Below are 19,910 nucleotides of genomic sequence, written 5' to 3' on the forward strand. Positions count from 1 at the left end.
ATAGGTGGTCGCCGACGTCCGACCGGCGAGCGGAGGCGACCGTCGGTCAGTCGTCCGCGGGCGTGACTGCATGCTCCGGCGCGGACTCTATCGTGAACAGCCACGCGAACACGGTCGACGAAATCACGATGAAGGCCGCGGCGGTCCAGAACGCGACGAAAACCGAGGTGGCGTCCCAGATGGCCCCGACAAGCACCGGGCCGCCGACCTGTCCGACCTTCCACGCGATGGACCGTAACGAGAGACTCGACCCGACTGCGTCGAAGTACTCCCCTTCCTCGATGAACAGCGCCATGCTCGCGGGAAGGCGGAGGCTGTCGGCCACGCCGAGAATCGCGTAAGCCGAAAAGAGGACGAAGAACGCGCCCGGAAGCGCCATCTCCCGACCGAGTGCCGCGAGCGTGACGCCAGAGACGTAACCGTCGGCGTACTCGGCGAGGGGAATGAGCGCGGTGCCGAGCGCGTAGGTCAGCGCGCCCGCGAGGATGAACCGGTGCTTTTGGCCGAACCGGTCGGTCAGGTCGCCGACCTTGCCTTGCGTGAGCGTCTTGGTGAGTTTGCCGCCGGCCAGGATGCCGCCGGTCAGGAACTCGTTGATGCCGAACCTCGTCTGAGCGTAGATTGGCAGGAAGATAATGACCGCCATTTTCCCGACGCTAAACGCGCCCCGAAAGAAGACGAGCGCTTTTATCGCACGGCGGCCCATCAGATCCCGAAGCGTCTCGTAGCCGGTAGCCTCTTCGGGGTCCGACCGGCCGCCCGGATTATCTCGGAGGAAGAGGTACACCGAAACGAACGCGCCGATGGTGAAGACGCTGAGTACGGCGTAGGTGAGACTGAAACCGTAGACCAGCAGGAGGAGACCGCCGATGAGATCGCCGAGCAGACTGGAAAACGCGCCAACCTGATTGTAGGTTCCGATCCACAACCCTCGCGACTCGTCGGGGCTGATTTCGCCGACGACGGTGGTGCCGGTCAGCCAGAGGATGCTCGCACCGAGACCCTGTATCGCTCGAAGCAGGATAACGTGTTCGACCGCCGAGACGAACATGAAGCCGACGAACACACCGACGTTGATGAGAAGTCCGACCAGCAGGAACCGCTTGGCGTCCTTCAGGTCGATATACCTGCCGAGCGGTAGAACGATGAGCAACTGTACGGCAGCGAACGCTGTGCCGAACAGTCCCTCGACGGTACCGGAGGTATCGAACATGTTGGCGTACACCCCCAGCGCGATGAGAATGGTGGAGTACGCCTGACTCCGGGCGAACGCGGTGCTGGCGAGCGCGACGAACTCGCGGTTTCCGAAGAGGCGGAGCGACCCGCCGCTCGACTCGGCCACTGTTACGAATCGAAATAGCAGACGACCCAGTAATAAATCCACGGCTCGCGGAAACAGACGGCGTCGAACTCCGCCGCCGAGAGCGGAACGAGGGTGGCGAAAACGCCGCCGAAATTGGCTGACACCCGCTATTCGGTCGAAACCGTCTCGAACTCGCCACCGCCGGACCGGCCGAGACACCCCGACAGATTCAGCGCGGCGGCGACGGAACTGACGGGTATCGTTCGGCGCGCATCCACATTGTATTACCTAACTATTCCCGGGTCTCCGAGTCGGATGTATAGCTCGAAAAAGTCGTCGGGAAACGAGACGGAGCGATTCGGAAGACGCCCGACCGCTCAGTCGTCGAGGCCTTCGACGGCGTCGGCGATGCGCTGAAGCTGTCGGGTCGCGTCGCGGACCTCGTCGCGGAGTTGTCGGACCTCGCGGACGAGTTCCTCGTTGCCGCCGGACTCGCTCTCGCCGGGTCGGCCGCCGGGGCCGGCGCCGCCCGGTCCGGCACCGGGGCCGGCGCCGCCGGGGCCGCCGCCCATCATGCCGCTCATCATCTGTGCGAACGGGTTGCCGCCACCGCCGCCGCCGCCGCCCATCCCGCCAGGGCCGCCGCCGCCCATCATCTCTTCCATCTTCTCGCGTCGCTCGTCGGCGTCGCCCTCGCCCTCCTCGGCGCGCTTCTCTCGAATCTCCTCGACGCGCTCGCGGAAGGACTTCTCCTCGCCCTCTTCGCCCTCGGACTCCGTTTCGTCAGGTGCGTTCTCGTTGGATTCGTCGTCTGCCATGACTCGGGGTTCGGGGCCGAAGTGGAAAAACGTGGTGTCTTCGGAAGCGTCCGAGGCGTCGAACGCCGAGATGCCCTGAAGCGGACTCGGCGAGGGACTCGTCGGAACCGCCGGTCCGCGGTCGGCGAAGTCTCGAACAGCGTCGGGAGGTGGCGGGAAGTAGCCTCGGCGAACGGCGCCGCCGGGCAGCGTCTGTGGACAGTGGCCGTGCGTACCTCCCCTGGCCCTGTTTCGGAGGAGTGACACGAACCGGCGGTACACACCGCGGCGACCGCCCGCTGACGACGATTCTCGCGGCCGTCCGACCTCTCAGAACGACCGACAGGCGTCTGACGCAACGTTTACTTGTTCGCGTGCAATTGTCCGCCCATGACAAGCCTCGCGGAGGCCTACGAGGAGAACGTCGGCGAGGTCGGTAACGTCCGACTCCTCTACCTCGGGGTCGGTCTGTTCGCCGCCGGGGCGCTGCTCGTCGTGCTCGGCATCGTCTTCGCCACGACGGGCGTCGAATCGGCCTTCGGCATCGAGTGGTGGCAGGGCCGGAAAGCCGCCGGGATACTGGCGGGACTCGGCGTCCCGGCCGTCTTCGTCGGCATCTTCAGCGTCCTCCCCGCGAGCGAACGCGTCCGGGCGGCCGCCGCCATCGGCGCGGGTATCTCGACGCTCGGCGTCGCGCTGTTCGCCCACGCCTACCCCTACAAGTGGACCGGCGCGCCCGGTCCCGAGGACCTCACGCTTCAGGTCGTCGCCGTTTACTTCGTCGGCGTCATGGTGACGTTCGGGTGCCTGTTCGTCGCCGTGGTCAACTTCAAGACGCGCAACGACCCCGGCGGCACCGTCACGCTCGAAGTCGCCCACGAGGGCGAGGTCCGGACCGTCGAGGTCCGGAAGGGCGAACTGGAGGAGTTCGACGACATCGAGAATCTGAGCGCGCTCCAGACCGAACTCGCGGACTCGGCCGCCGGCGACCCGGACAACGACCCCGAACCGGTGCCCGCCGACCCGACCGAGACCGGTCTCGGCGGCGTCGCGTTCATGGGCGACGTGCCCGACGGCGAGACTCCGACCCAGACGAACCACTCCGGTCGCGGCGCGCGCCCGACCAGCGACGGCGGTGAGCAGACCTTCGGTCTGCGAGCCTCGTCGGACCCGCAGTCCGACGGCGGGACCGCGACCGACGACATCCGGTCGCCGCTGGACGACGCCGACGCGACCGCCCGCTCCCGACAGGGAACCACCGACGCCTACTGCGGCAACTGCCAGCACTTCCAGTACGTCCGGACCAACGAGGGGATGCAACCACACTGCGGCTTCTACGGCCGCACGATGAGCGACATGGACGCCTGCGAGGAGTGGGAACCGAACGGCTAACCCGTCGGCGACCGTGAACGTGTTCGGCAGAGGATAACTTTTGCTGGAGCGACGACGGTACCGTATGCTCGAATTCAGCGTGAACCGACTCGGCGCCCTCGGGATACTGGGCATCCTCGGCGTGTGGACCAACGAACCGGCGCTGTTCGCCCTGTTCGCGCTATTCGCGCTGTTCGCCTCCGACCGGACGATACGCATCCCGACCGCCGAGTAGTCCCCGACTCAAAGTTCTCGAAGCGTAGCCTCGACCGACTCCCAGTGACTGCCCTTCCAGAAGTACTGCCCGCAGTCGGGACACCGCCAGACTCGAATCTCGGCGGAGTCCGGAGCGTACTCCGGCGTCGAGGCGTCTTCCCCGACCGCGACCAACTCGCCGTTGCACTCCGCGCACCGCGCCGGTTCCGAGAGTTCGAGCGCGAACCCGGCGTCGGCAAGTTCCCGCAACTGGTCGGTCACTGGCTTCGACGCGAGGAGCAGGCCGTCCGCGCGCTCAGCTAACTCCACGTCGCGGGTCACGAGCAGGCGGTCCTCCGACTCCGCCAGAGCAAGGAGTTTCGAATCCGCTTCGACGCCCCGGTCGAGCGCGTACGCCGCGTCGTACCCGCACATCCGGAGGTAGGTCGCCAACTTGCCGAGCATCACGTCGAGCAAGAGCGGGGTATCGGCGGGCGCGCGGCGGGATGGGGACCCGTCCGCGGACGGTCGCCGGTCGGCGGAGGCGTCCTCGGTCATGCTCAGTGGAGGAACTCGCGAACGCCGTCGGCGTCCCGGGCGTTCAGGATGTCGTCGGCCTGCGCCCATCCGCGCCGGGCGGTGTGGACGCCGTACCTGACGAGTTCGTACTCTCCCGGCGAGTGAGCGTCGGTGTCGACGGCGATGGTCGCGCCCTCCTCGACGGCCTGCTTGACCGCGCTCCCCCAGAGGTCGAGGCGGTAGGGGCTGCTGTTGATTTCGAGGGCGGTGCCGTGGTCGGCGGCGGCGCGGGCCACCACGTCGATGTCCAACTCGACGCCGGGTCGCTGGTGTATCATCCGACCGGTCGGGTGGCCGATGATGTCCACGCACGGGTGTTCGATGGCGGCGATGATTCGCTCGGTCGCGTCGCCCTCCAGTTTGCTGTGGGGCGAGGCGACCACGCAGTCGAGGTCCGCCAGCAGGTCGTCGCCGACGCTGATGGACCCGTCCTCGGCGATGTTGGCCTCGACGCCCGCGAAGACGGTGACGGGGAGGTCGGGTTCGAGGTCCCGAATCTCGGCCAACTGCTCGCGCAACTCCTCGTCGTCGAGTCCGACGCCGCCGACCATCCCCGGCCCGGTGGCGTGGTCGGCGACGGAGATGTAGTCGTGGCCGAACTCGGCCGCCGCCTCGGCCATCTCCGCGACGGTGAACCCGCCGTCGGACCACTCGGTGTGGAGGTGGAGGTCGCCCCGAATCTCGTCCTCTTCGACGAGGTCCGGCAGGTCGCCGTCCGCGGCGGCGGCGATCTCCCCGCGGTCCTCGCGCATCTCGGGTTCGATGTACGGCAGGCCGACCGCTTCGTACATCCCCGCCTCGGTCTCGCCAGCGACCCGCTCGCCGACTCGTTGGCCGGCGTCGGGGTCCTCGACCTCGCTCACGTCGAACACGCCGTACTCGTTGATTTTGAAGCCCCGGTCGATGGCGTAGTTCCGGAACCGGATGTTGTGTTCCTTGCTCCCGGTGAAGTACTGCAGTGCCGACCCGAACTCCTCGGGTACGACGACCCGGAGGTCCACGCGCTGGCCGTCCGAGCGCACGCTGGCCTTGTCGGTTCCGGCCTCGATGACTTCGTCGGCCTCCGACCACTCGGTGAACGCGTCGATGACCGCCTGCCGGTCGTCGCTCCCGACCAGCACGTCGATGTCGCCGATGGTCGGTTTCCACCGACGCAGGGACCCCGCGAGTTCGCACCGGCCCGCCTCCGGAATCGCCTCGAAGAACTCCAAGGCGGCCTCGCCGACCGGCCGGGCGTCGCCGAGCAGTTTCCGGCCCTGCGACTCGCGGGCGAACTGGATGCCCTCCAAGATGTTCTGCTCGGTCTTCTCGCCGAACCCGGACACCTCCCGAATCTCGCCCTCGCGGGCGGCGTTCTCGAGGTCGTCTAAGTCCCGCACGTCGAGCGCCCGGTAGAGGTCGCCCACCGTCTTCGGGCCGACTCCCTCGACGCTGGTGAGTTCGGCCATCTCGACCGGCATCTCGGCGCGCTTCTCTTCCAACTGCTCGAACGTGCCGGTCTCGACGGCCTCCACGACTTTCTTCGAGATTGACTCGCCAACGTCCTGAATCCGCTGAACCGCCTCGGGACCCTCGGCGGCCAGTTCCTCCACGTCCTCGGGCGAGTCGCGGATGCTCTCGGCCGCCCGCTCGTACACCTTCGGCTTGTAGTCGACGCCTTGGGCTGACAGCAGGTCGGCGTACGCTTCGAGTAAGTCGGCGACTTCGGCGTTTCGTGACATGGCTCTATAATCGTCCGCGGTTGTTGGCGTCGTCCCGGCCGAGCGCCTGCTTGAGGAACGACATCCAGCGCTTCTGGTCGGCGGCCTCCTTGGCCTCGCTCTCGCGTTCGAGGTCGGTCGGGCCGAGGCTCTCTAAGGCGTTGAGCGCCCGGTCGATGCCGACGATGGCCGCCGCGAGGTCCTCGCCCTCCTCGTAGGTGATGTCGCCCTCTTCCAGCAGTTGTCGGCGCTGGAGGCGCTCGCGCCGGAGGTTCTTCTTGGCCTCGTCCACTCGCTCGCGTTCGCCCGCGGGGACGGTGTCCCGACGCTTGATTTCGAAGACGAACTCCCGGAGGTCCACCGACTCGCCCTGCACGTCGATGGCCTCGGGGATGTTCGCGCCGACCGTCGCGCCCTCGCGCTCAACGCGCTCCAGCAGTTGCTTGCGCTGGTACTCCTTCACGTCTCTCCCTCGGGCCGCCAGCGTCAAAAATTCGCCGGGAATACCCGCCGCGCCGTCGTTCGTCGCCGACCGCGGTTTCCGGAGGCGCGACGGCCCGTCACAGATACGGGCGACGACTGCCGAAGCATGCGCCCCGGAAATAATCGCCGGGTGGCGGTATGACTCGGTTCAAAGCATAGGTACCCGGAGTGATTACGGGGAAGGCATGAAGAAGCCCGGAGAGGTGTTCGAGGACGCGAGCGTCTACGACCCCGGTATCGAGGCCATCGTGCCGCGGTACGACGAACTCCACGACACCGTCCTCAACGCGCCGCCCCACGACCGAGACGAACCCGTCAGCGTCCTCGAACTCGGCGCGGGGACCGGCGAACTCACGACGAAGCTCCTGACGCGGTTCCCCGAGAGCGAGGTGCTTGCAGTGGACCACAGCGACCAGATGCTCGAAGAGGCCGAGCGCAAACTGGAGACGTTCGGCGACCGGGTGACTCTCGAATCCGGGGCCTTCCCCGACGACTACCCGCGGGCGGAAGGCGAGTACGACCTCGTCGTCTCGTCGCTGGCGGTCCACCACCTCGACGAGGACGGGAAGCGCGACCTGTTCGACGCCATCCACCGGTCGCTCGCGCCCGGCGGGTGGTTCATCAACGGCGACGTGATTCGGTTCGACGCGCCCCACCTCGAAACCCTCTCGGAGGACATGATAGAGAACTGGGTCCGCTCGAAGGGGTGGAAGGAGTCCGAGTTCATGGACGAGTGGGAGGCCAGCGACGACTACGACGACCCCTCGACGCTGACCGACCAACTGGTCTGGCTCCGGGAATCCGGCTTCGACGCGGTCACGTCCATCTGGCAGTACTACAACTTCGCGGTGTACGGCGGCGGGAAGTCCGAGTGAACGCGGCGTCTGTTACGATTCTCGACACGCCGATTTTCGGCGTCCGTCGCCCCGCCGCGCTCGCCGACGACCCAAATCCCTTTCAGGTCCGGCCCCAAAGACTCCCCCAATGGCGCAGTGCGACGAGTGTGGCGAACACGAGAACATGCCGTACAAGTGCCGACGGTGCGGCGGCACTTACTGCTCGTCCCATCGACTACCGGAGAGTCACGACTGTCCGGGACTGAACCAGTGGGACGACCCGGAGGGCGTGTTCGACAGCGGGTTCGACGATAGCGTGAACGACCGCGGTGGGTCCGGAGGCATCACCGACCGCATCGGGGTGAACACGGGACCGGGCGGCCCGCTGGGCTACTTCCGGAACAACATGACGTTCGTGTTCCTCGGTGCGATGTGGATATGGTTCGCCTTCCAATGGGGCATCGCGCCGTTCCTGCTCGGCATCCGGCCGGGGTCGATAACGTGGTACAACATCTTCACGCTCAACTCCGAGAACATCTTCTACGGCTACCCGTGGATTACGTCGGTGTTCTCCCACGGCGGGTTCGGCCACATCGCGCTCAACTCCATCGTGCTGTACTTCTTCGGGCCGGTGGTCGAGCGCCGCATCGGGTCCAAGAAGTTCGCGGCGCTGTTCCTCGTCAGCGGCGCCGTCGCCGGAATCGCGCAGGTCGTCGCGACGATGTTCATGAACCCCGGCCTGCTCGCCCCGGTTCTGGGCGCGAGCGGTGCCATCGCCGCGATTCTGGGCGTGTTGACCGTCCTGAACCCGAACCTGACCATCTACCTCTACTTCATCTTGCCCATGCCGCTGTGGCTGGCGACCACGCTGTTCGTCGGATACTCGGTGTTCGTCTCCGCGACGGGCGGCATCGGCGCGGGCGGAGTCGCCCAGTTGGCCCACCTCGCGGGCGTCGCGATCGGGTTGGCCTACGGCGCGAAACTCAAGCGCGAGGGCGAGCGCGCCCCGCAGGAACTCCAACTCGGCGGTGGCGGCGGTCCCGGCAGGGGACCGGGCGGTCCGGGCGGACGATTCTAAACCCTCGCGCCCCTCTGTTCTCGCATGACGCCAGTTCGTCCCGAGTTCGCGCCCGACGCGAGTCTCTCGCGGTCGGAGATGGAGCAACTCCAGCGCGACCTCGCCGAGACCGCGGTCTTCGAAGACGAGTTCGACTTCGACCCGGCCGCGGTCCGCGCCGAGTCGAGCGACTCCGAACAGGTACAGTTGGGCCAGACGACCGGGCAAGCCGAAACCGTCGATTCCGAACCCCCCGTCGTCGCGGGCGTGGACCAAGCGTTCGCCGCCGACGGCGAGAAGGCCGTCAGCGCCATCGTCGCCTCGCGGGGCGGCGAGGTGATCGAGCGCGTCCACGCGGTCGAACCGGTCGAGATTCCCTACATCCCGGGCCTGCTCTCGTTCCTCGAGGGCGGGGCCATCCTCTCGGCGTTCGAGGCGCTTTCGGTCGAACCGGACCTCGCGGTCGTGGACGGGAGCGGGCGCATCCACTTCCGGCAGGCGGGCATCGCCACCCACATCGGCGTCATGCTCGACCTTCCCGCGGTCGGCGTCGCCAAGAACCTGCTCTGCGGTCGCCCCCGCGAGTCGCTCGACGGTTACCTGCCGGAGGGCGCGCGGGTCGCCATCGAGGCCGACGACAGCGTGACCGCACCCGAGGGAACGGTCATCGGCCACGCCTACCAGTCCCGACAGTACGACAACCCCGAAAAACGCCACGTGAATCCCCTCTACGTGAGTCCGGGCCACCGCGCGAGCGCCGACACAGCGACCGACCTCGTGGGGCGACTCTGCGCGGGGTACAAGCTCCCCGAACCGACCCGCTTGGCCGACCAGTTTGCCGACGAGATGAAAGCGGACGTCGGCGACTGACGCCCACGCTCGGGGTCACAGACCGCGACTGAACGCCGGGGACACGTTCACCGCAGTTCCGACGCGACCGACGTATCAGTTCACCCGTGACAGGAAGTGCCATTTCTGAGACCCTGACGAGACCAGAGAGCGACGAAATTTAACTGTCCGCGCCGCGACAGTGGAACCGTGACCGAAACCGTTCTCATCACTGGTTGCTCGTCGGGCATCGGGCGCGAGACGGCCCACGCGTTCCTCGAAGACGGGTGGGAAGTGTACGCCACCGCCCGAAACCCCGCCGACGTGGAGTCGCTCGGCGACGCCGGGGCCAACATCGCGTCGCTCGACGTGACCGACGAAGACGACGCCGAGCGCGTGGTCGAGCGCATGATAGACGAGGAGGGCCGCGTGGACTGCCTCGTGAACAACGCGGGGTACGCGCAACTCGGCCCGGTCGAGGACGTGCGCGTCGAGAGCGTCGAGAACCAGTTCGAGGTGAACGTCTTCGGACCCCACCGCCTCGTGCGCGAGGTCCTGCCCCACATGCGCCAGCGCCAGACCGGCACCATCGTCAACGTCTCCAGCGTCTCGGGCCGACTCGCCACGCCCGGCATGGGCATCTACAACGGGTCGAAGTTCGCCATGGAGGGAATCAGCGACGCGCTCCGGCCCGAAGTCTCGGAGTACGGCATCGACGTGGTGCTGGTCGAACCCGGCCCCGTCGACACGGCCTTCACCGAGCGCGCGAGCGACGAAATCGAGGGGTTAGAGCGGTCGGACGCCTACGAGACGCTCTACTCGATTCTGGACGACACCGAGGCCGTCGGCGGTAGCGGTCCCGGCGCGGTCCACCCTCGCGAAGTCGCCGAGGCGATTCTCGACGCCGCGAACCTCTCGGACCCCGCGGACCGCTACCCGGTCGGACAGGTGGCGAAGGTGGCGATGCTCGGGCGGTTCGTGCCCGCGAAACTGCGCGACAAGTTCTACCGAATCGCGCTCTCGCTCGTGGCGAAGAATCCGCTCGGGGACTGAGTCCTGCTCGGCCGCCCGGCGCGCGAGCGCCGCGGCCGCGAGCGGGCCGACCGGGACCTAACTGAAGTATGTAATAATTCGAAGCTCGGCCCGGAGTCACTCCAGGCAACTCGCCACGAGCGCCAGCATGCGCTCGCCGCGAACCTCGTCGGCGAGCAGCGGCACGCGCTTCACGTCGTGGCCGCGGAAGACCTCCTGCGCCTCTGCGAGCGCGTCCTGTTGGACCTCCCACCGGCGCTGACAGAACTCGCAGGTGTCGAGGTTCGGCGAGACGAACGCTTCCGTGTCGGTACCTCCACCGCCCGCCACGGCGGTCAGGTCCTCCATCACCTTGTTGACCACCACGGTACCGACCGGGACGCCGAACTCCGAGAGTTGGCCGAGCAGGCGCTTGGACTCGAAGACGCTCATCTCCTCGGGCACCATCACGACCCGGAAGTCGGTCTGGCTCGGGTCCCGGAGCGTCGAGCGGAGGCGCTCGATGCGCTGGCTCAGTTCTTCGAGGTCGTCCAACCCCTGCTCGGGGTCGGCGTCGTCGCCGCCGAACATGCCCTTCATCCCCTCCATCATGCCCTCGAACTTCTGCTTGAGTTTCATGATTCGGCCGACCATCGTGTCCATGAGTTCCGGCAGTTCGAGCAGGCGGAGGGTGTGGCCGGTCGGCGCGGTGTCCACGACCACGCGCTCGAACCGCGCGTCGTCCATGAACTCCAAGAGCTTCTGCATCGCGGCGGCCTCGTCCGCGCCCGGCATCGGCCCGCCGAGCATCGCGTCCATCGGATTGTCGCCCCCGAGCATCCCCGCGAGGCCGCCCATCGGTCCGGCGGCGTCGCCGCCCGTCGCACCCGCGTCCGGGTCTCCGACGCCCGTGGCGTCGGCACCGTCCCCGCCGCCCGTGCCGCCCGCGACCCCGCCGAACATCGCCTCGCCGGCCTCCATCGCGGCGTCGGGGTCGATTTCGGCGGCGTAGAGCGGCACGTCCTCCCGGATGCGCTCGGGGTCGGCCGGGATATCGGTCCCGAAGGTGTCCGACAGCGAGTGGGCTGGGTCGGTGGAGACGACCAGCGTCGAGGTGCCGTCGCGGGCGCTCGCCAGACCCGTCGCGGCCGCCATCGTGGTCTTGCCGACGCCGCCTTTCCCACCGTAGAGGACGTACTCGGGCGCGTCCACACCCTTCGGCAGGTCGGTCTCGTCGATGTGTTCGACCGGTTCGACGTCGAGTTGGCTCATTGTCGGAGGGTTGTCCGCCCGGACTTGTGTACTCGTCGGTCCTTCGCGTTACGAGGGTCGAATCGCGAGAGGATTCGGGTATTCGTCCTCGGCCTGCCGTGGCCTCAATCGCCGCGGAGCGCCGACACGTCCCGCCGAGAGGCCTCCAGCACCTCGCCGGGAGTCAGTTCGGTCTCGCGCCACGCCGGAAGCCGCCGGTCGGCCTCCGGCGGGACGATGGCCTCGGCGTAGATGTCCACCTGCTCGCGCTCCTCGCCCCGGTCGTAGTCGAGACCGTTGAACCCCGCGTCGGCCGCGTACTGCTCGACGAACTCCTCGGCGGTCTCCCGGTAGCGGTCGGCCAGCGAGTCGTACTCGGGCGTCACGCCGTGGGACTCGACCGCTCGGAGGAGCGCGAGACCGACGTGACGGCTCATGTCCGAGAGACCGGTCGGTCCCGACACCGCCCGGTGGTCGTGTTCGTAGCGGCCGAGGTCCACCTGTGCGGTGCCGGAGAACCCCGCGTGAGCGAACGCCTCGCCGAGCGTGCCGACCTCCAGCCCCCAGTGGCGCTCGACCCGGAGCGACTCCACGAGGTCGCCGGTCGCGGCGAACTCGCCCGCAAGCGCGTACCGGAACGAGTCGAGGTAGTCCAGCACCGCCGCGTCCGGGTGGGCGTCGGCGAGCGCCCGCACGAGCGGGGCGTAGAACAGCCGACAGAGCCGCCCGTAGAGGGTGCCGTTCTCGACGCGGGCGTAGTAGCCCTTCGAGAACTCGTAACCCGACGCGAGCGGGTAGCACAGGCGCGAGACGTCGCCGGCCTCGTAGGTCTTGGCGTCGGCGTCGTGGACCACGACGTACTCCCGGCGCGCGGCGGCGACCCCGAGCGCCAGCCACACGTCCCGGCCCTTCCCCGCCGCGCCGTTCAGGCCGAAGTCGTCCAGCAGGTCGGTCACGTCCGGCCCGTTGCACCACACCACCGACAGTGGCAGGTCGAACCCGTCGAGCCAGTCCAGAAACGGCGCGACCTTCTCGGGCGGCGCACGCAGGGCGACGACCACCTCGCCGGGCGCGACCGACTCCAGTTCCGAGAGGACGCGCTCGGCGGCGAGTCCGGCGTACTCGCGTTCGGTCATCGGCACGACCACCGCGGCGCGGTCGGTCGGCGCGTCCGGCACGTGGCCCGTCAGGTCGTGCAACGTGGCGACTCGCTCCTGTCCGTACTCCATCGCCCGGAGGTTAGAAAGGAGGGGTTGAAAAGCAACGGGAAGCGGGTCGGGTGGGAACCGTCGCTAATCTCCGCGCGCCACGCTCGGGTCCCGTCCGCCGGTCGGGAGCGAGTCGGTCGCGTAGAGGACGACCAGAACAACCAGCACGGCGACCAGCGCCCCGCCGAACGTCCGGAACACCGTGTCGTAGGCGAACCCCATGTCCACCAGCGTCCCGACGGCCACGCTCCCGGTGGCCTGCACTATCATCATCGACCCGCTGTACACCGAGTAGGCGCTCGCGCGGTTCTCGTCGGGGAGCGAGTCGAGCAGGTAGGTGTCGAGCGCGGGGAAGAGGCTGTGGATGACGTAGCCCAGAATCGCCGTGACGACCGCGAGCGCGACCAGCCCCTGCACCGCGGTCAGCGCGAACAGGCAGGCGATGAACCCGCCCAGAATCGACAGCATCAGCGGGACGTGGGGCAGGCGGTCGGCGAGTCGCCCCGTGACCCAGAAGGCGGGCACGCCCGCGGCGAACACGACCGTCAGGAGCGTGTTGGCGGTCCCGGCGTCGATGCCCTTCGTCGCGGTGACGTACTTGATGTAGAAGTTGAACAGCCCGTTCCACGCGAACCCGGCCATCCCGAGGATGGCGACGCCGCTCACGATGATGGGCCACTGGTTGCGGGCCGCGGCGACGAGCGCGCGGTCCTCCGACCCGGCGGCGGGCATCTCGGTCCGCTTGGCGGTCCAGTAGAAGCCCGCGGTGGCGGCCGCCGCGACGACCGCGACGATGACGAAGACGCCGCGCCACGGGGCGAACGGCACGCTCCCGAAGACGCCGCGCCAGAAGCCGACCGTCAGGACCGCGCCGACGAACAGCGGCGCGGCGACCGCGGCCAGTTGGCTCGCGGTGCCGTGAATCCCGAGCGTCCGGCCGACGCGCTCGGGGTAGAGTTCCGAGATGAGCGGGTTCGCGGCGATGAAGTACGCGCCGCTGGCCACGCCCATCAGGAACGCGCCGACCGCGAGCATGACCACCGAGTTCGCGAACGCGATGAACGCCGCCGACCCGGCCAGCACCGCGCCGGTCCCGAGGACGACCTTGTGGCGCTCGACCCGGGTCAGCAGGTAGCCGGTCGGGATTCGCGGCGTCGCGCTCCCCAACCACGCCAGCGTCGCTATCAACCCGGCCGTGGACGCCGAGAGCGCGAACGCCGCCGACAGCGGTTCCAACAGCGGCGCGAACACCACCCGACCGAGGTTGACGAGGAAGACCATCGTACACATCGAAGCGAAGACCCGACCACGTGACACACGGAGTGCTATTCCGAGGGGACAGTCAAACCTTCCGAATCCGGCGAAGTGGCCCTTACACTTTTCATTCGTCTCGTCGTAGTTCGGAGGCCATGAAATCGATTCGTCGCGGTCTCTGGGACGGCGAGGTCGGCAAGGACACCCGGGGCCGATTCGCGTGTCGCATCTGTCGGGAGTCGCTCGTGGTGGGGTCCGAGGAAGGAGACGGAACCGAGCGGTCGTGTCCGGAGTGCGACCGGTCGTGGAAGTCGACCGCCCCGCGCTGGCGGACGACCGGCGGGTAACGCGAGACGCGGACCGGCGAAAGCGGACCGACGGGCGCGCTCACTCGAACACGGCGTCGAAGGCGTCCGCGCCCAGTGGGTCGAACCGGCCCGCCCCGACGTTCTCCTCGACGTGTTCGGGTCTGCTCATTCCGACCAGCGAGGAGGTAACGCCGGGGGCGCTCCGGGCGAAGTTGATGGCGCGCTGGACCGTCGTGTCGCCCTCGAGTCGCTCGCCGACCGCGTCGGGAATCTCGGCGGCCAAGTCGCCCTGCGCGATGCTGGCGCTGGTGAAGACGTTGAGGCCCGCCTCGTGGGCGAACCAGAGCGCGCTCTGGGGGCCGTCCGGCCCCTCGTGGGACTCGACGGTGAAGGCGTCGGCCATGAAGACGTTGAAGGGCAGTTGAATCGCCCGGAGGTGGGTCGCGGTGTTCTCGGCGGCCTTGGCGGCCTTCCGGGCGCGCGAGACGATTTCGGGCAGCGAGAGGTACTGGTCGTCGCTTTGGGGCACCCGGAGGGCGTTCCACGTCGCCACGCCGTACTTCGAGATGTCGCCCTCGGCGGCCCGTTCTTCGAGACGGGTGAACGTCTCCTCCAACTGGTCGTAGACCTCCTCGCGCGAGCGAGCGTGGAGTTGCGTCTCCGGGTTGTGGACGTAGTAGAGGTCGATTTCGTCGACTCCGAGGTTGTCGAGCGACCGGTCCACTTGGTCGTCGATGAAGTCGGGCGCGATGCAGTGGCTCCCTCGGGCCAAGTCTTCTCGCTCGACGAGACCCGCGTCCACGAACTCCCGCTTCACGTACTCGCCGGGGTCCTCTGGTCGCTCGCCGTCGAAGGGGAGGAAGCCGCCCTTCGTGGAGACGAAGACGGCGTCGCGGTCCACGTCGGCGTCCTCGATGGCTCGGCCGACGGCGCGTTCGCTCCGCTGGCACCGGTAGTTGATGGCGGTGTCGACGACGTTGACGCCGCTCTCGAGCGCGGTGGCGATGGCGTCGCGGTACCGGGCGTCCACCTCGTCGGTCGGGTCGCCGAGGTACGTGCCGACCCCGAGCGACGAGACGGCCAGTCCGTCGAACAGGCGGAAGTAGGTCCGGCCGAAGTCGTCGCCGTGCTGGAGTTTGTACTCGTAAGTGCCGTCGTCGGTGGCCATGCCCGAACGTAGCGGCTCTATCAGGATAAGACCGGAGGATTCGATTCGGTTCGGTTTCCACAAATCCCGGGGTCCGAAATCGCCAGTTTCGAAGTGGAAACTGCAATAGGTCATCCGCGTGTCGTAACAGTCGTGTTCGAGCGTTCGACTGCTTCCGCTCCCGACGCGCCTGACACACCCGACGGTACACTCCCGCGCTGGCTGGCCCGATACGCCGACTGGGGTCTGTACGGACTGCTGGCAGGGACGATTCTGTGCCTCGCCGCGTTCGTCACCAACCCCGTGCCGGACCCGTCGTTCCCGTGGGCGACGCTGCCCGCCTCGGTTCGGTTTCCGGTCGCACAACCGCGAATCGAACACTGGCCGGTGACCTACACCGCCGGTATCTGGTTGTGGGTGTTCTGTCTCCCGGCGGTGTTTCTGGCCGGGTATCGCCGGTACGCGGGGCGATACGCGGCCGAGAGCGGACGGAGCGCCACCCTGTGGCTGGTCGGACTCCCGACCGCGGCGATGTTCGCGCTCACGACCTACTGTCGGTTCTTCTGGCCGAAGCTCTACCCGGCGTCGTGGAACGCGCCGTCCTACACCTTCGTCTGCTGGCTCTACTGCTCGTCGTACGTTCCGCTGTGGAGCAACGCGGCCTACGCCGTCGCCGTGCTCGGTCTCGTCGCGACCCTGCTCGCGTACCGCGGAGTCGACCTGACGAAGTACGCGCTGGCGGCGTTCGGCGTGCTGGCGCTCCCGCTCGGCCTGCCAGCGCTCTACGCGGCGTCCCTCCGCCACAGTGATTCAGACCCGAGCGAGGGTCGTTAGCAGAGTTTTAGGCCGACCAAAACCGGAACGCTTTTTATTTTTAGGTATACCTAAACCGATATGGCGACTAATCGACGAGACCTGTTGAAAGCGGGGAGCGCACTGTTCGCGGGCGTCTCGCTCGCGGGTTGCGGCGGGAAGTTAGAATCTGTGGCTCCGGGGTCGTCCGGCGACCAAAGCGGCGGCGACGCGCCGAAACCGGCCGAACTGGCCGTCGCTGCCGAGTGGAACGTCTACCGGGCGCTGGCGGCCGACGCGCTCGCGCTCGGCATCGCGGGCGAGTTCGACGCCGCGGCCGGAGTCGCGGCCGACGCCTTCGAGAAGTTCGAGGGGGCCACGGGCGAGTGGGGTGCCCACGAAGTCCTCGAAACCACCAGCGAGAAGCGCTACGCGGAGTTCGAGGAGGCGCTCGGCCAACTCCGAGAGCGCGCGACGGGCGAGAACGTCGAGGAGATGCGAGTCGAGGCGGACCTCGTCTCGAAGCACCTCTCGGCCGCCCAGACGAAACTCGTCGGCGAGGAGAACGCTCGCGCGCTCGACCTCCAGTTCTTCGGGACGCGCCTCGCGACCGCTTCGTCGCTCTACGCGGCCGGGAAGGGCGACGCCGCGGCGACGGTCGCGGGCGACACCTACGAGCAGTTCGAAAAGGCCGCGGTCCACGAGGACCTCGAAACGGCCGATTCCGAGAGCTACGAGAGCTTCGAGAGTGCCGTCGAAGCGGTCGAGAAGGCCGCGAAGGCCGGAACCGGCGGAACCGTTCGTAACGAGGCAAACGCCGCCTTCGACGCCGCCGCGACGGGGTCGTACGCGGTCGCGGCCAGCGAGAGCGCGGCCGGGGCGGGCCACCTCGCGGCGATGCAGGCCCGCGGCTACGACGCCTCGATGCTGGCCTCGCTTGGCGGCCCCTCGACCGACTTCGCTCACGCCGCCGCGCTGAACGGCTACCGGGCGCGGGCCTACGACGCGGCGTGGCTGACCGCCCGCGGGAAGTCCGAGTACGCGAAGCGAGTCGCCGAGGATATCTTCGCCCACTTCGAGGGCGCGAAAGCCCACGAAGCGCTCGAAGAAGCCGACCACGAGGCCTACGAGGGCTTCGAGGGCGGACTGGAGGACCTCGCCACCGCCGCCGGGAACGGCGACGCGGAGGCCGCCGCGAAAGCGGCCGGTACCGTCGAGAAGCACCTCCGCGCGGGCATCTCGACGCTCGCCACCGACACCGAGGCCGCGGTCCTGCAGGCGGCGTTCTTCCGAGCGCGGTTCGGTGACGCCCGCGAACTGTACGCGCTCGGCGACGGCGAGGCCGCGGCCGGCCTCGCGCAGGGCCTCTTCGAGCGATTCGAGAAGGACCAACTCGGCTTCCACGAGACGCTCGAACGGACCAGCGAGGACCTCTACGAGGCCTTCGAGCACGAACACCTCCAGAAGGGACTGATTCCGGGGTTCCGGAACGGGAACGACGAAGCGGTCGCGACTCACTTCGCGGGCGTCGGCGACGCCCTCGTCGAGTTCGCGACGCAGGCCGGGTCGACGGCGCAGGTGAGCGCGGCCGAGAGCGGCCTGATGAGCGCCCGCGTCTTCGACGCCGCGGCGCTCGCTGCGCTCGGCGAGTCGAGTCGGGCGAAGTCCGTGGTCCGGTCGGCGTTCCGCCACTTCGAGGAGGGCGCGGGCGGGTTCCACGAGGCGCTGGAACACGCCGGCCAGAAGCGATACGAGTCCTTCGAGAGCGCCCTGAACGCGGTCGGGAGCGCTGCGGAGAGCGGGTCAGACGGCGACGCCTACGCGAAGGCGAAGGCGTTCGACGGCGAGGCCGTGGCCGCGATTTACGCGGTCGTCGCGAACGCGGGCGGCGACTTCGGCGGCGCGGCGGCGGCGGTCGCGCAGGACGCCTTCGCGGCGTTCGAGGAGGCGAAAGTCCACGAGTTGCTGGAGAAGGCCGACCGCGAGGCCTACGAGCGCTTCGAGGGTAAACTCGAAGGGCTAATCGGGGCGCTCAAAGGCGGGAGCGGCGTCTCCGACGCGCTCGCGGCGTTCTCGCGGGCCTCGGTCCGCGCGGAGTTCGCCGTCGCTGGAGCGCCGGCGAAAGCCCCGGTCGGCGAGGGCGAGTCCGGCGGCGGCAGCGAGAGTGGGTCCCAGACGCAACTGCAGGGCGGTCCCAACGTCGTGAAGGGCGTGCCAGACGACGCCGACCACGTCGTGAAACTGAAGGCCGTCTCGTTCGACCCGGCCGAACTGACGGTGCAGAAGGGCGACAAAGTGGCCTTCGAACACGCCGGCGGCGAGGCCCACTCGGTCACGGCCTACGAGGACGGGATTCCGGAGGGCGCAGCGTACTGGGCCTCCGGCGACTTCGACTCACAGAAGCAGGCCGAGTCGGGGTGGGAGAAGGGCAACGGTGCAGTTCAGTCGGGCCACTCGTTCGTCCGTACCTTCGAGACGAAAGGCACTCACGAGTACTTCTGCATTCCCCACGAGGCCGCGGGGATGAAGGGAAAAATCGTCGTGGAATAGCGCGACGCCGGTCGGGTCGTCCGCTCACACGTCGCCGTTCAGCGCGGCGAACACGTCCTCGGCGAGTTCGGCCTGCGACCACATCGCGGCCTCGCCGCCGTTGGCGTAGGCCGCGCCCTCGACCGGAACCTGTCCGCCGCCCATGCGAGCGTGGCCGCCGGCGCTCGCGCCGGGAATATCGCCGGCGACGGTTTCGAGCGCCTTCCCCATGTGGACCCGGTCGTCGCGCGACCGGCCCGAGAGGTGGACCGTCTCGTCGCGCCGTCCGTAGACGACCACCGCGGTCACGCCCTCCAGTTGGAGGAGTTCGTCGGCCGCCTGCGGGACGGCGTCGGCGTTGTTCACTCGGCCCACGTCGCTGACCGCGAACGACCCGCGAACGTCCCGCCCCGAGATGGCGCGGGACTTGACCTCCAGCACCTCGGCGCTGACCTGCGGGTTGGCGATGCGGTCGAGCAGGTCCTCGTCGACGCCCTCGTAGAGGTACGCCGCCGCCCGGAACTCCGCGTCGGTACAACCGCTGGTCAACTGCTTCGTGTCGGACTGGACGCCGTAGAGCAGGCCCGTCGAGACCTCGGAGGGCACCGTCAGGCCGTCCGCGTTCGCGTCGTCGTCGGGTCCGACCGGCGTGCCGCCAACGTCCTCCAGATACTCGGCGACGATGGTCGCACAGGCCCCGTAGTCGGTGCGCTGGTCGGTGAACTGCTCGCCGGTCCCGTTACCGGGGTGGTGGTCCACGACCGCGTAGGGTTCGAGTCGCTCGGCCCCTTCGAAGCCGCGGGGCGTGTTGTGGTCGACCAGAATCACGTCCTCGGCGGCGACCTCGCTCACGTGGTCTATCTGTTCGAGTTCGAGGTCGAGGACCGTCCGGAACGCGCGGTTCTCCTGGTGGCGAATCTGCCCGGCGAACTGGAGGGTGGCGTCGGTGCCGACCTCGCTGGCCAAGTGAGCGACTCCGATGGCGCAGGCCATCGCGTCGGGGTCGGGGTTCGGATGCATCAGGACCGCGACCTCGTCGCGCTTTGCCAGCGCGCGCTTGAGTTTGGCGCCCATCGGCCGCCGAATCCAGCGGACGACCAGCCACAGCGACGCCAGCAGGGCAATCGCTCCGAGAGCGGCGGCCCCCGCGAGTTCGGGCGAACTCAGACCGTAGGACTCGGCGGCCTGAACGACCTCCCGAACCCCGAGTTCCGGGACGACCGGCAGTTGCATGACTCGTACTGACAACCCCGACGAACAA

The 19,910-nt window shown here is 68.3% G+C and carries 19 protein-coding genes; 9 read left to right on the forward strand and 10 right to left on the reverse strand.

Going from position 1 to position 19,910, the window contains the following annotated elements; translation table 11 throughout:
• Window positions 1–46: 46 nt before the first annotated feature.
• Both M0R89_RS12135 and M0R89_RS12140 read right to left on the reverse strand, forming a co-directional pair.
• On the reverse strand, window positions 47–1,342 hold the full coding sequence (locus tag M0R89_RS12135) for an MFS transporter (protein WP_248649349.1): 1,296 nt from the start codon (window positions 1,340–1,342) through the stop codon (window positions 47–49).
• A gap of 338 nt (window positions 1,343–1,680) precedes the next feature.
• Window positions 1,681–2,121, reverse strand: a complete 441-nt coding sequence (locus M0R89_RS12140) for a hypothetical protein (RefSeq protein ID WP_248649350.1) — start codon at window positions 2,119–2,121, stop codon at window positions 1,681–1,683.
• A 369-nt stretch (window positions 2,122–2,490) separates the two neighbouring features.
• Between M0R89_RS12140 and M0R89_RS12145 the strand changes: the two genes are divergently transcribed.
• Window positions 2,491–3,492 carry a cell division protein CdpA domain-containing protein gene (locus tag M0R89_RS12145; RefSeq protein ID WP_248649351.1) on the forward strand — a complete coding sequence of 334 codons (1,002 nt, stop codon included), beginning with the start codon at window positions 2,491–2,493 and terminating at the stop codon, window positions 3,490–3,492.
• Window positions 3,493–3,556: 64 nt separating this feature from the next.
• Window positions 3,557–3,706, forward strand: a complete 150-nt coding sequence (locus tag M0R89_RS12150; protein ID WP_248649352.1) for a hypothetical protein — start codon at window positions 3,557–3,559, stop codon at window positions 3,704–3,706.
• Between the two features lie 8 nt (window positions 3,707–3,714).
• Here the strand turns inward: M0R89_RS12150 and M0R89_RS12155 are convergent, their stop codons facing one another.
• The 3 genes from M0R89_RS12155 to M0R89_RS12165 are packed head-to-tail and all read right to left on the reverse strand — an operon-like array spanning window position 3,715 to window position 6,408.
• Window positions 3,715–4,224, reverse strand: coding sequence for a Mut7-C RNAse domain-containing protein (locus tag M0R89_RS12155; RefSeq protein WP_256478325.1), 510 nt, complete (start codon window positions 4,222–4,224; stop codon window positions 3,715–3,717).
• A 2-nt stretch (window positions 4,225–4,226) separates the two neighbouring features.
• Entirely contained in the window at window positions 4,227–5,966 is a 1,740-nt protein-coding gene (locus M0R89_RS12160) for a DNA polymerase/3'-5' exonuclease PolX (protein ID WP_248649353.1), read from the reverse strand.
• A gap of 4 nt (window positions 5,967–5,970) precedes the next feature.
• On the reverse strand, window positions 5,971–6,408 hold the full coding sequence (locus tag M0R89_RS12165; protein WP_248649354.1) for a DUF5788 family protein: 438 nt from the start codon (window positions 6,406–6,408) through the stop codon (window positions 5,971–5,973).
• Between the two features lie 205 nt (window positions 6,409–6,613).
• Between M0R89_RS12165 and M0R89_RS12170 the strand changes: the two genes are divergently transcribed.
• The 4 genes from M0R89_RS12170 to M0R89_RS12185 all read left to right on the forward strand — a co-directional run bounded on the left by M0R89_RS12170 (window position 6,614) and on the right by M0R89_RS12185 (window position 10,202).
• Window positions 6,614–7,303: a class I SAM-dependent methyltransferase gene (locus tag M0R89_RS12170; RefSeq protein WP_248649355.1), complete on the forward strand. Its 690-nt coding sequence runs from the start codon at window positions 6,614–6,616 to the stop codon at window positions 7,301–7,303.
• Between the two features lie 109 nt (window positions 7,304–7,412).
• Window positions 7,413–8,342, forward strand: coding sequence for a rhomboid family intramembrane serine protease (locus tag M0R89_RS12175; protein WP_248649356.1), 930 nt, complete (start codon window positions 7,413–7,415; stop codon window positions 8,340–8,342).
• A 24-nt stretch (window positions 8,343–8,366) separates the two neighbouring features.
• On the forward strand, window positions 8,367–9,191 hold the full coding sequence (locus tag M0R89_RS12180) for an endonuclease V (RefSeq protein WP_248649357.1): 825 nt from the start codon (window positions 8,367–8,369) through the stop codon (window positions 9,189–9,191).
• A 168-nt stretch (window positions 9,192–9,359) separates the two neighbouring features.
• A complete protein-coding gene (locus M0R89_RS12185) occupies window positions 9,360–10,202 on the forward strand; it encodes an SDR family oxidoreductase (protein ID WP_248649358.1) in 843 nt (280 codons plus the stop codon).
• 96 nt (window positions 10,203–10,298) lie between these two features.
• Here the strand turns inward: M0R89_RS12185 and M0R89_RS12190 are convergent, their stop codons facing one another.
• The 3 genes from M0R89_RS12190 to M0R89_RS12200 form a co-directional block, all read right to left on the reverse strand.
• The gene (locus M0R89_RS12190; protein WP_248649359.1) at window positions 10,299–11,432 is read right to left on the reverse strand and encodes an ArsA family ATPase; all 1,134 of its coding nucleotides are present in this window, start codon (window positions 11,430–11,432) and stop codon (window positions 10,299–10,301) included.
• A gap of 104 nt (window positions 11,433–11,536) precedes the next feature.
• Window positions 11,537–12,640 carry a glycosyltransferase family protein gene (locus tag M0R89_RS12195; RefSeq protein ID WP_248649360.1) on the reverse strand — a complete coding sequence of 368 codons (1,104 nt, stop codon included), beginning with the start codon at window positions 12,638–12,640 and terminating at the stop codon, window positions 11,537–11,539.
• Window positions 12,641–12,703: 63 nt separating this feature from the next.
• Window positions 12,704–13,900, reverse strand: coding sequence for an MFS transporter (locus tag M0R89_RS12200; protein ID WP_368408872.1), 1,197 nt, complete (start codon window positions 13,898–13,900; stop codon window positions 12,704–12,706).
• 128 nt (window positions 13,901–14,028) lie between these two features.
• Here M0R89_RS12200 and M0R89_RS12205 point away from each other — a divergent pair, with 128 nt between their 5' ends.
• Entirely contained in the window at window positions 14,029–14,220 is a 192-nt protein-coding gene (locus M0R89_RS12205) for a hypothetical protein (RefSeq protein ID WP_248649362.1), read from the forward strand.
• Between the two features lie 40 nt (window positions 14,221–14,260).
• Here M0R89_RS12205 and M0R89_RS12210 read toward each other — a convergent pair whose 3' ends face one another.
• Window positions 14,261–15,349 (reverse strand): aldo/keto reductase, encoded by a 1,089-nt coding sequence (locus M0R89_RS12210; protein WP_248649363.1) that lies wholly within the window; start codon window positions 15,347–15,349, stop codon window positions 14,261–14,263.
• Window positions 15,350–15,481: 132 nt separating this feature from the next.
• Between M0R89_RS12210 and M0R89_RS12215 the strand changes: the two genes are divergently transcribed.
• Both M0R89_RS12215 and M0R89_RS12220 read left to right on the forward strand, forming a co-directional pair.
• Entirely contained in the window at window positions 15,482–16,162 is a 681-nt protein-coding gene (locus M0R89_RS12215) for a hypothetical protein (RefSeq protein ID WP_248649364.1), read from the forward strand.
• Window positions 16,163–16,222: 60 nt separating this feature from the next.
• Window positions 16,223–18,670 carry a DUF5059 domain-containing protein gene (locus tag M0R89_RS12220; RefSeq protein ID WP_248649365.1) on the forward strand — a complete coding sequence of 816 codons (2,448 nt, stop codon included), beginning with the start codon at window positions 16,223–16,225 and terminating at the stop codon, window positions 18,668–18,670.
• A gap of 24 nt (window positions 18,671–18,694) precedes the next feature.
• Here M0R89_RS12220 and M0R89_RS12225 read toward each other — a convergent pair whose 3' ends face one another.
• Window positions 18,695–19,882, reverse strand: coding sequence for a DHH family phosphoesterase (locus tag M0R89_RS12225; protein ID WP_248649366.1), 1,188 nt, complete (start codon window positions 19,880–19,882; stop codon window positions 18,695–18,697).
• Window positions 19,883–19,910: the final 28 nt, after the last annotated feature.

Origin of the sequence: Halorussus limi, assembly GCF_023238205.1 — an archaeon.
Lineage (GTDB): Archaea > Halobacteriota > Halobacteria > Halobacteriales > Haladaptataceae > Halorussus > Halorussus limi.

Excerpts from the sequence above, each read along its gene's own strand:
- M0R89_RS12170 (WP_248649355.1), top strand. The coding sequence starts at position 6,614 with ATGAAGAAGCCCGGAGAGGTGTTCGAGGACGCGAGCGTCTACGACCCC.
- M0R89_RS12190 (WP_248649359.1), bottom strand. The coding sequence starts at position 11,432 with ATGAGCCAACTCGACGTCGAACCGGTCGAACACATCGACGAGACCGAC.
- M0R89_RS12200 (WP_368408872.1), bottom strand. The coding sequence starts at position 13,900 with ATGGTCTTCCTCGTCAACCTCGGTCGGGTGGTGTTCGCGCCGCTGTTG.
- M0R89_RS12140 (WP_248649350.1), bottom strand. The coding sequence starts at position 2,121 with ATGGCAGACGACGAATCCAACGAGAACGCACCTGACGAAACGGAGTCC.
- M0R89_RS12205 (WP_248649362.1), top strand. The coding sequence starts at position 14,029 with ATGAAATCGATTCGTCGCGGTCTCTGGGACGGCGAGGTCGGCAAGGAC.
- M0R89_RS12175 (WP_248649356.1), top strand. The coding sequence starts at position 7,413 with ATGGCGCAGTGCGACGAGTGTGGCGAACACGAGAACATGCCGTACAAG.
- M0R89_RS12150 (WP_248649352.1), top strand. The coding sequence starts at position 3,557 with ATGCTCGAATTCAGCGTGAACCGACTCGGCGCCCTCGGGATACTGGGC.
- M0R89_RS12195 (WP_248649360.1), bottom strand. The coding sequence starts at position 12,640 with ATGGAGTACGGACAGGAGCGAGTCGCCACGTTGCACGACCTGACGGGC.
- M0R89_RS12210 (WP_248649363.1), bottom strand. The coding sequence starts at position 15,349 with ATGGCCACCGACGACGGCACTTACGAGTACAAACTCCAGCACGGCGAC.
- M0R89_RS12145 (WP_248649351.1), top strand. The coding sequence starts at position 2,491 with ATGACAAGCCTCGCGGAGGCCTACGAGGAGAACGTCGGCGAGGTCGGT.
- M0R89_RS12180 (WP_248649357.1), top strand. The coding sequence starts at position 8,367 with ATGACGCCAGTTCGTCCCGAGTTCGCGCCCGACGCGAGTCTCTCGCGG.
- M0R89_RS12220 (WP_248649365.1), top strand. The coding sequence starts at position 16,223 with ATGGCGACTAATCGACGAGACCTGTTGAAAGCGGGGAGCGCACTGTTC.
- M0R89_RS12155 (WP_256478325.1), bottom strand. The coding sequence starts at position 4,224 with ATGACCGAGGACGCCTCCGCCGACCGGCGACCGTCCGCGGACGGGTCC.
- M0R89_RS12160 (WP_248649353.1), bottom strand. The coding sequence starts at position 5,966 with ATGTCACGAAACGCCGAAGTCGCCGACTTACTCGAAGCGTACGCCGAC.
- M0R89_RS12225 (WP_248649366.1), bottom strand. The coding sequence starts at position 19,882 with ATGCAACTGCCGGTCGTCCCGGAACTCGGGGTTCGGGAGGTCGTTCAG.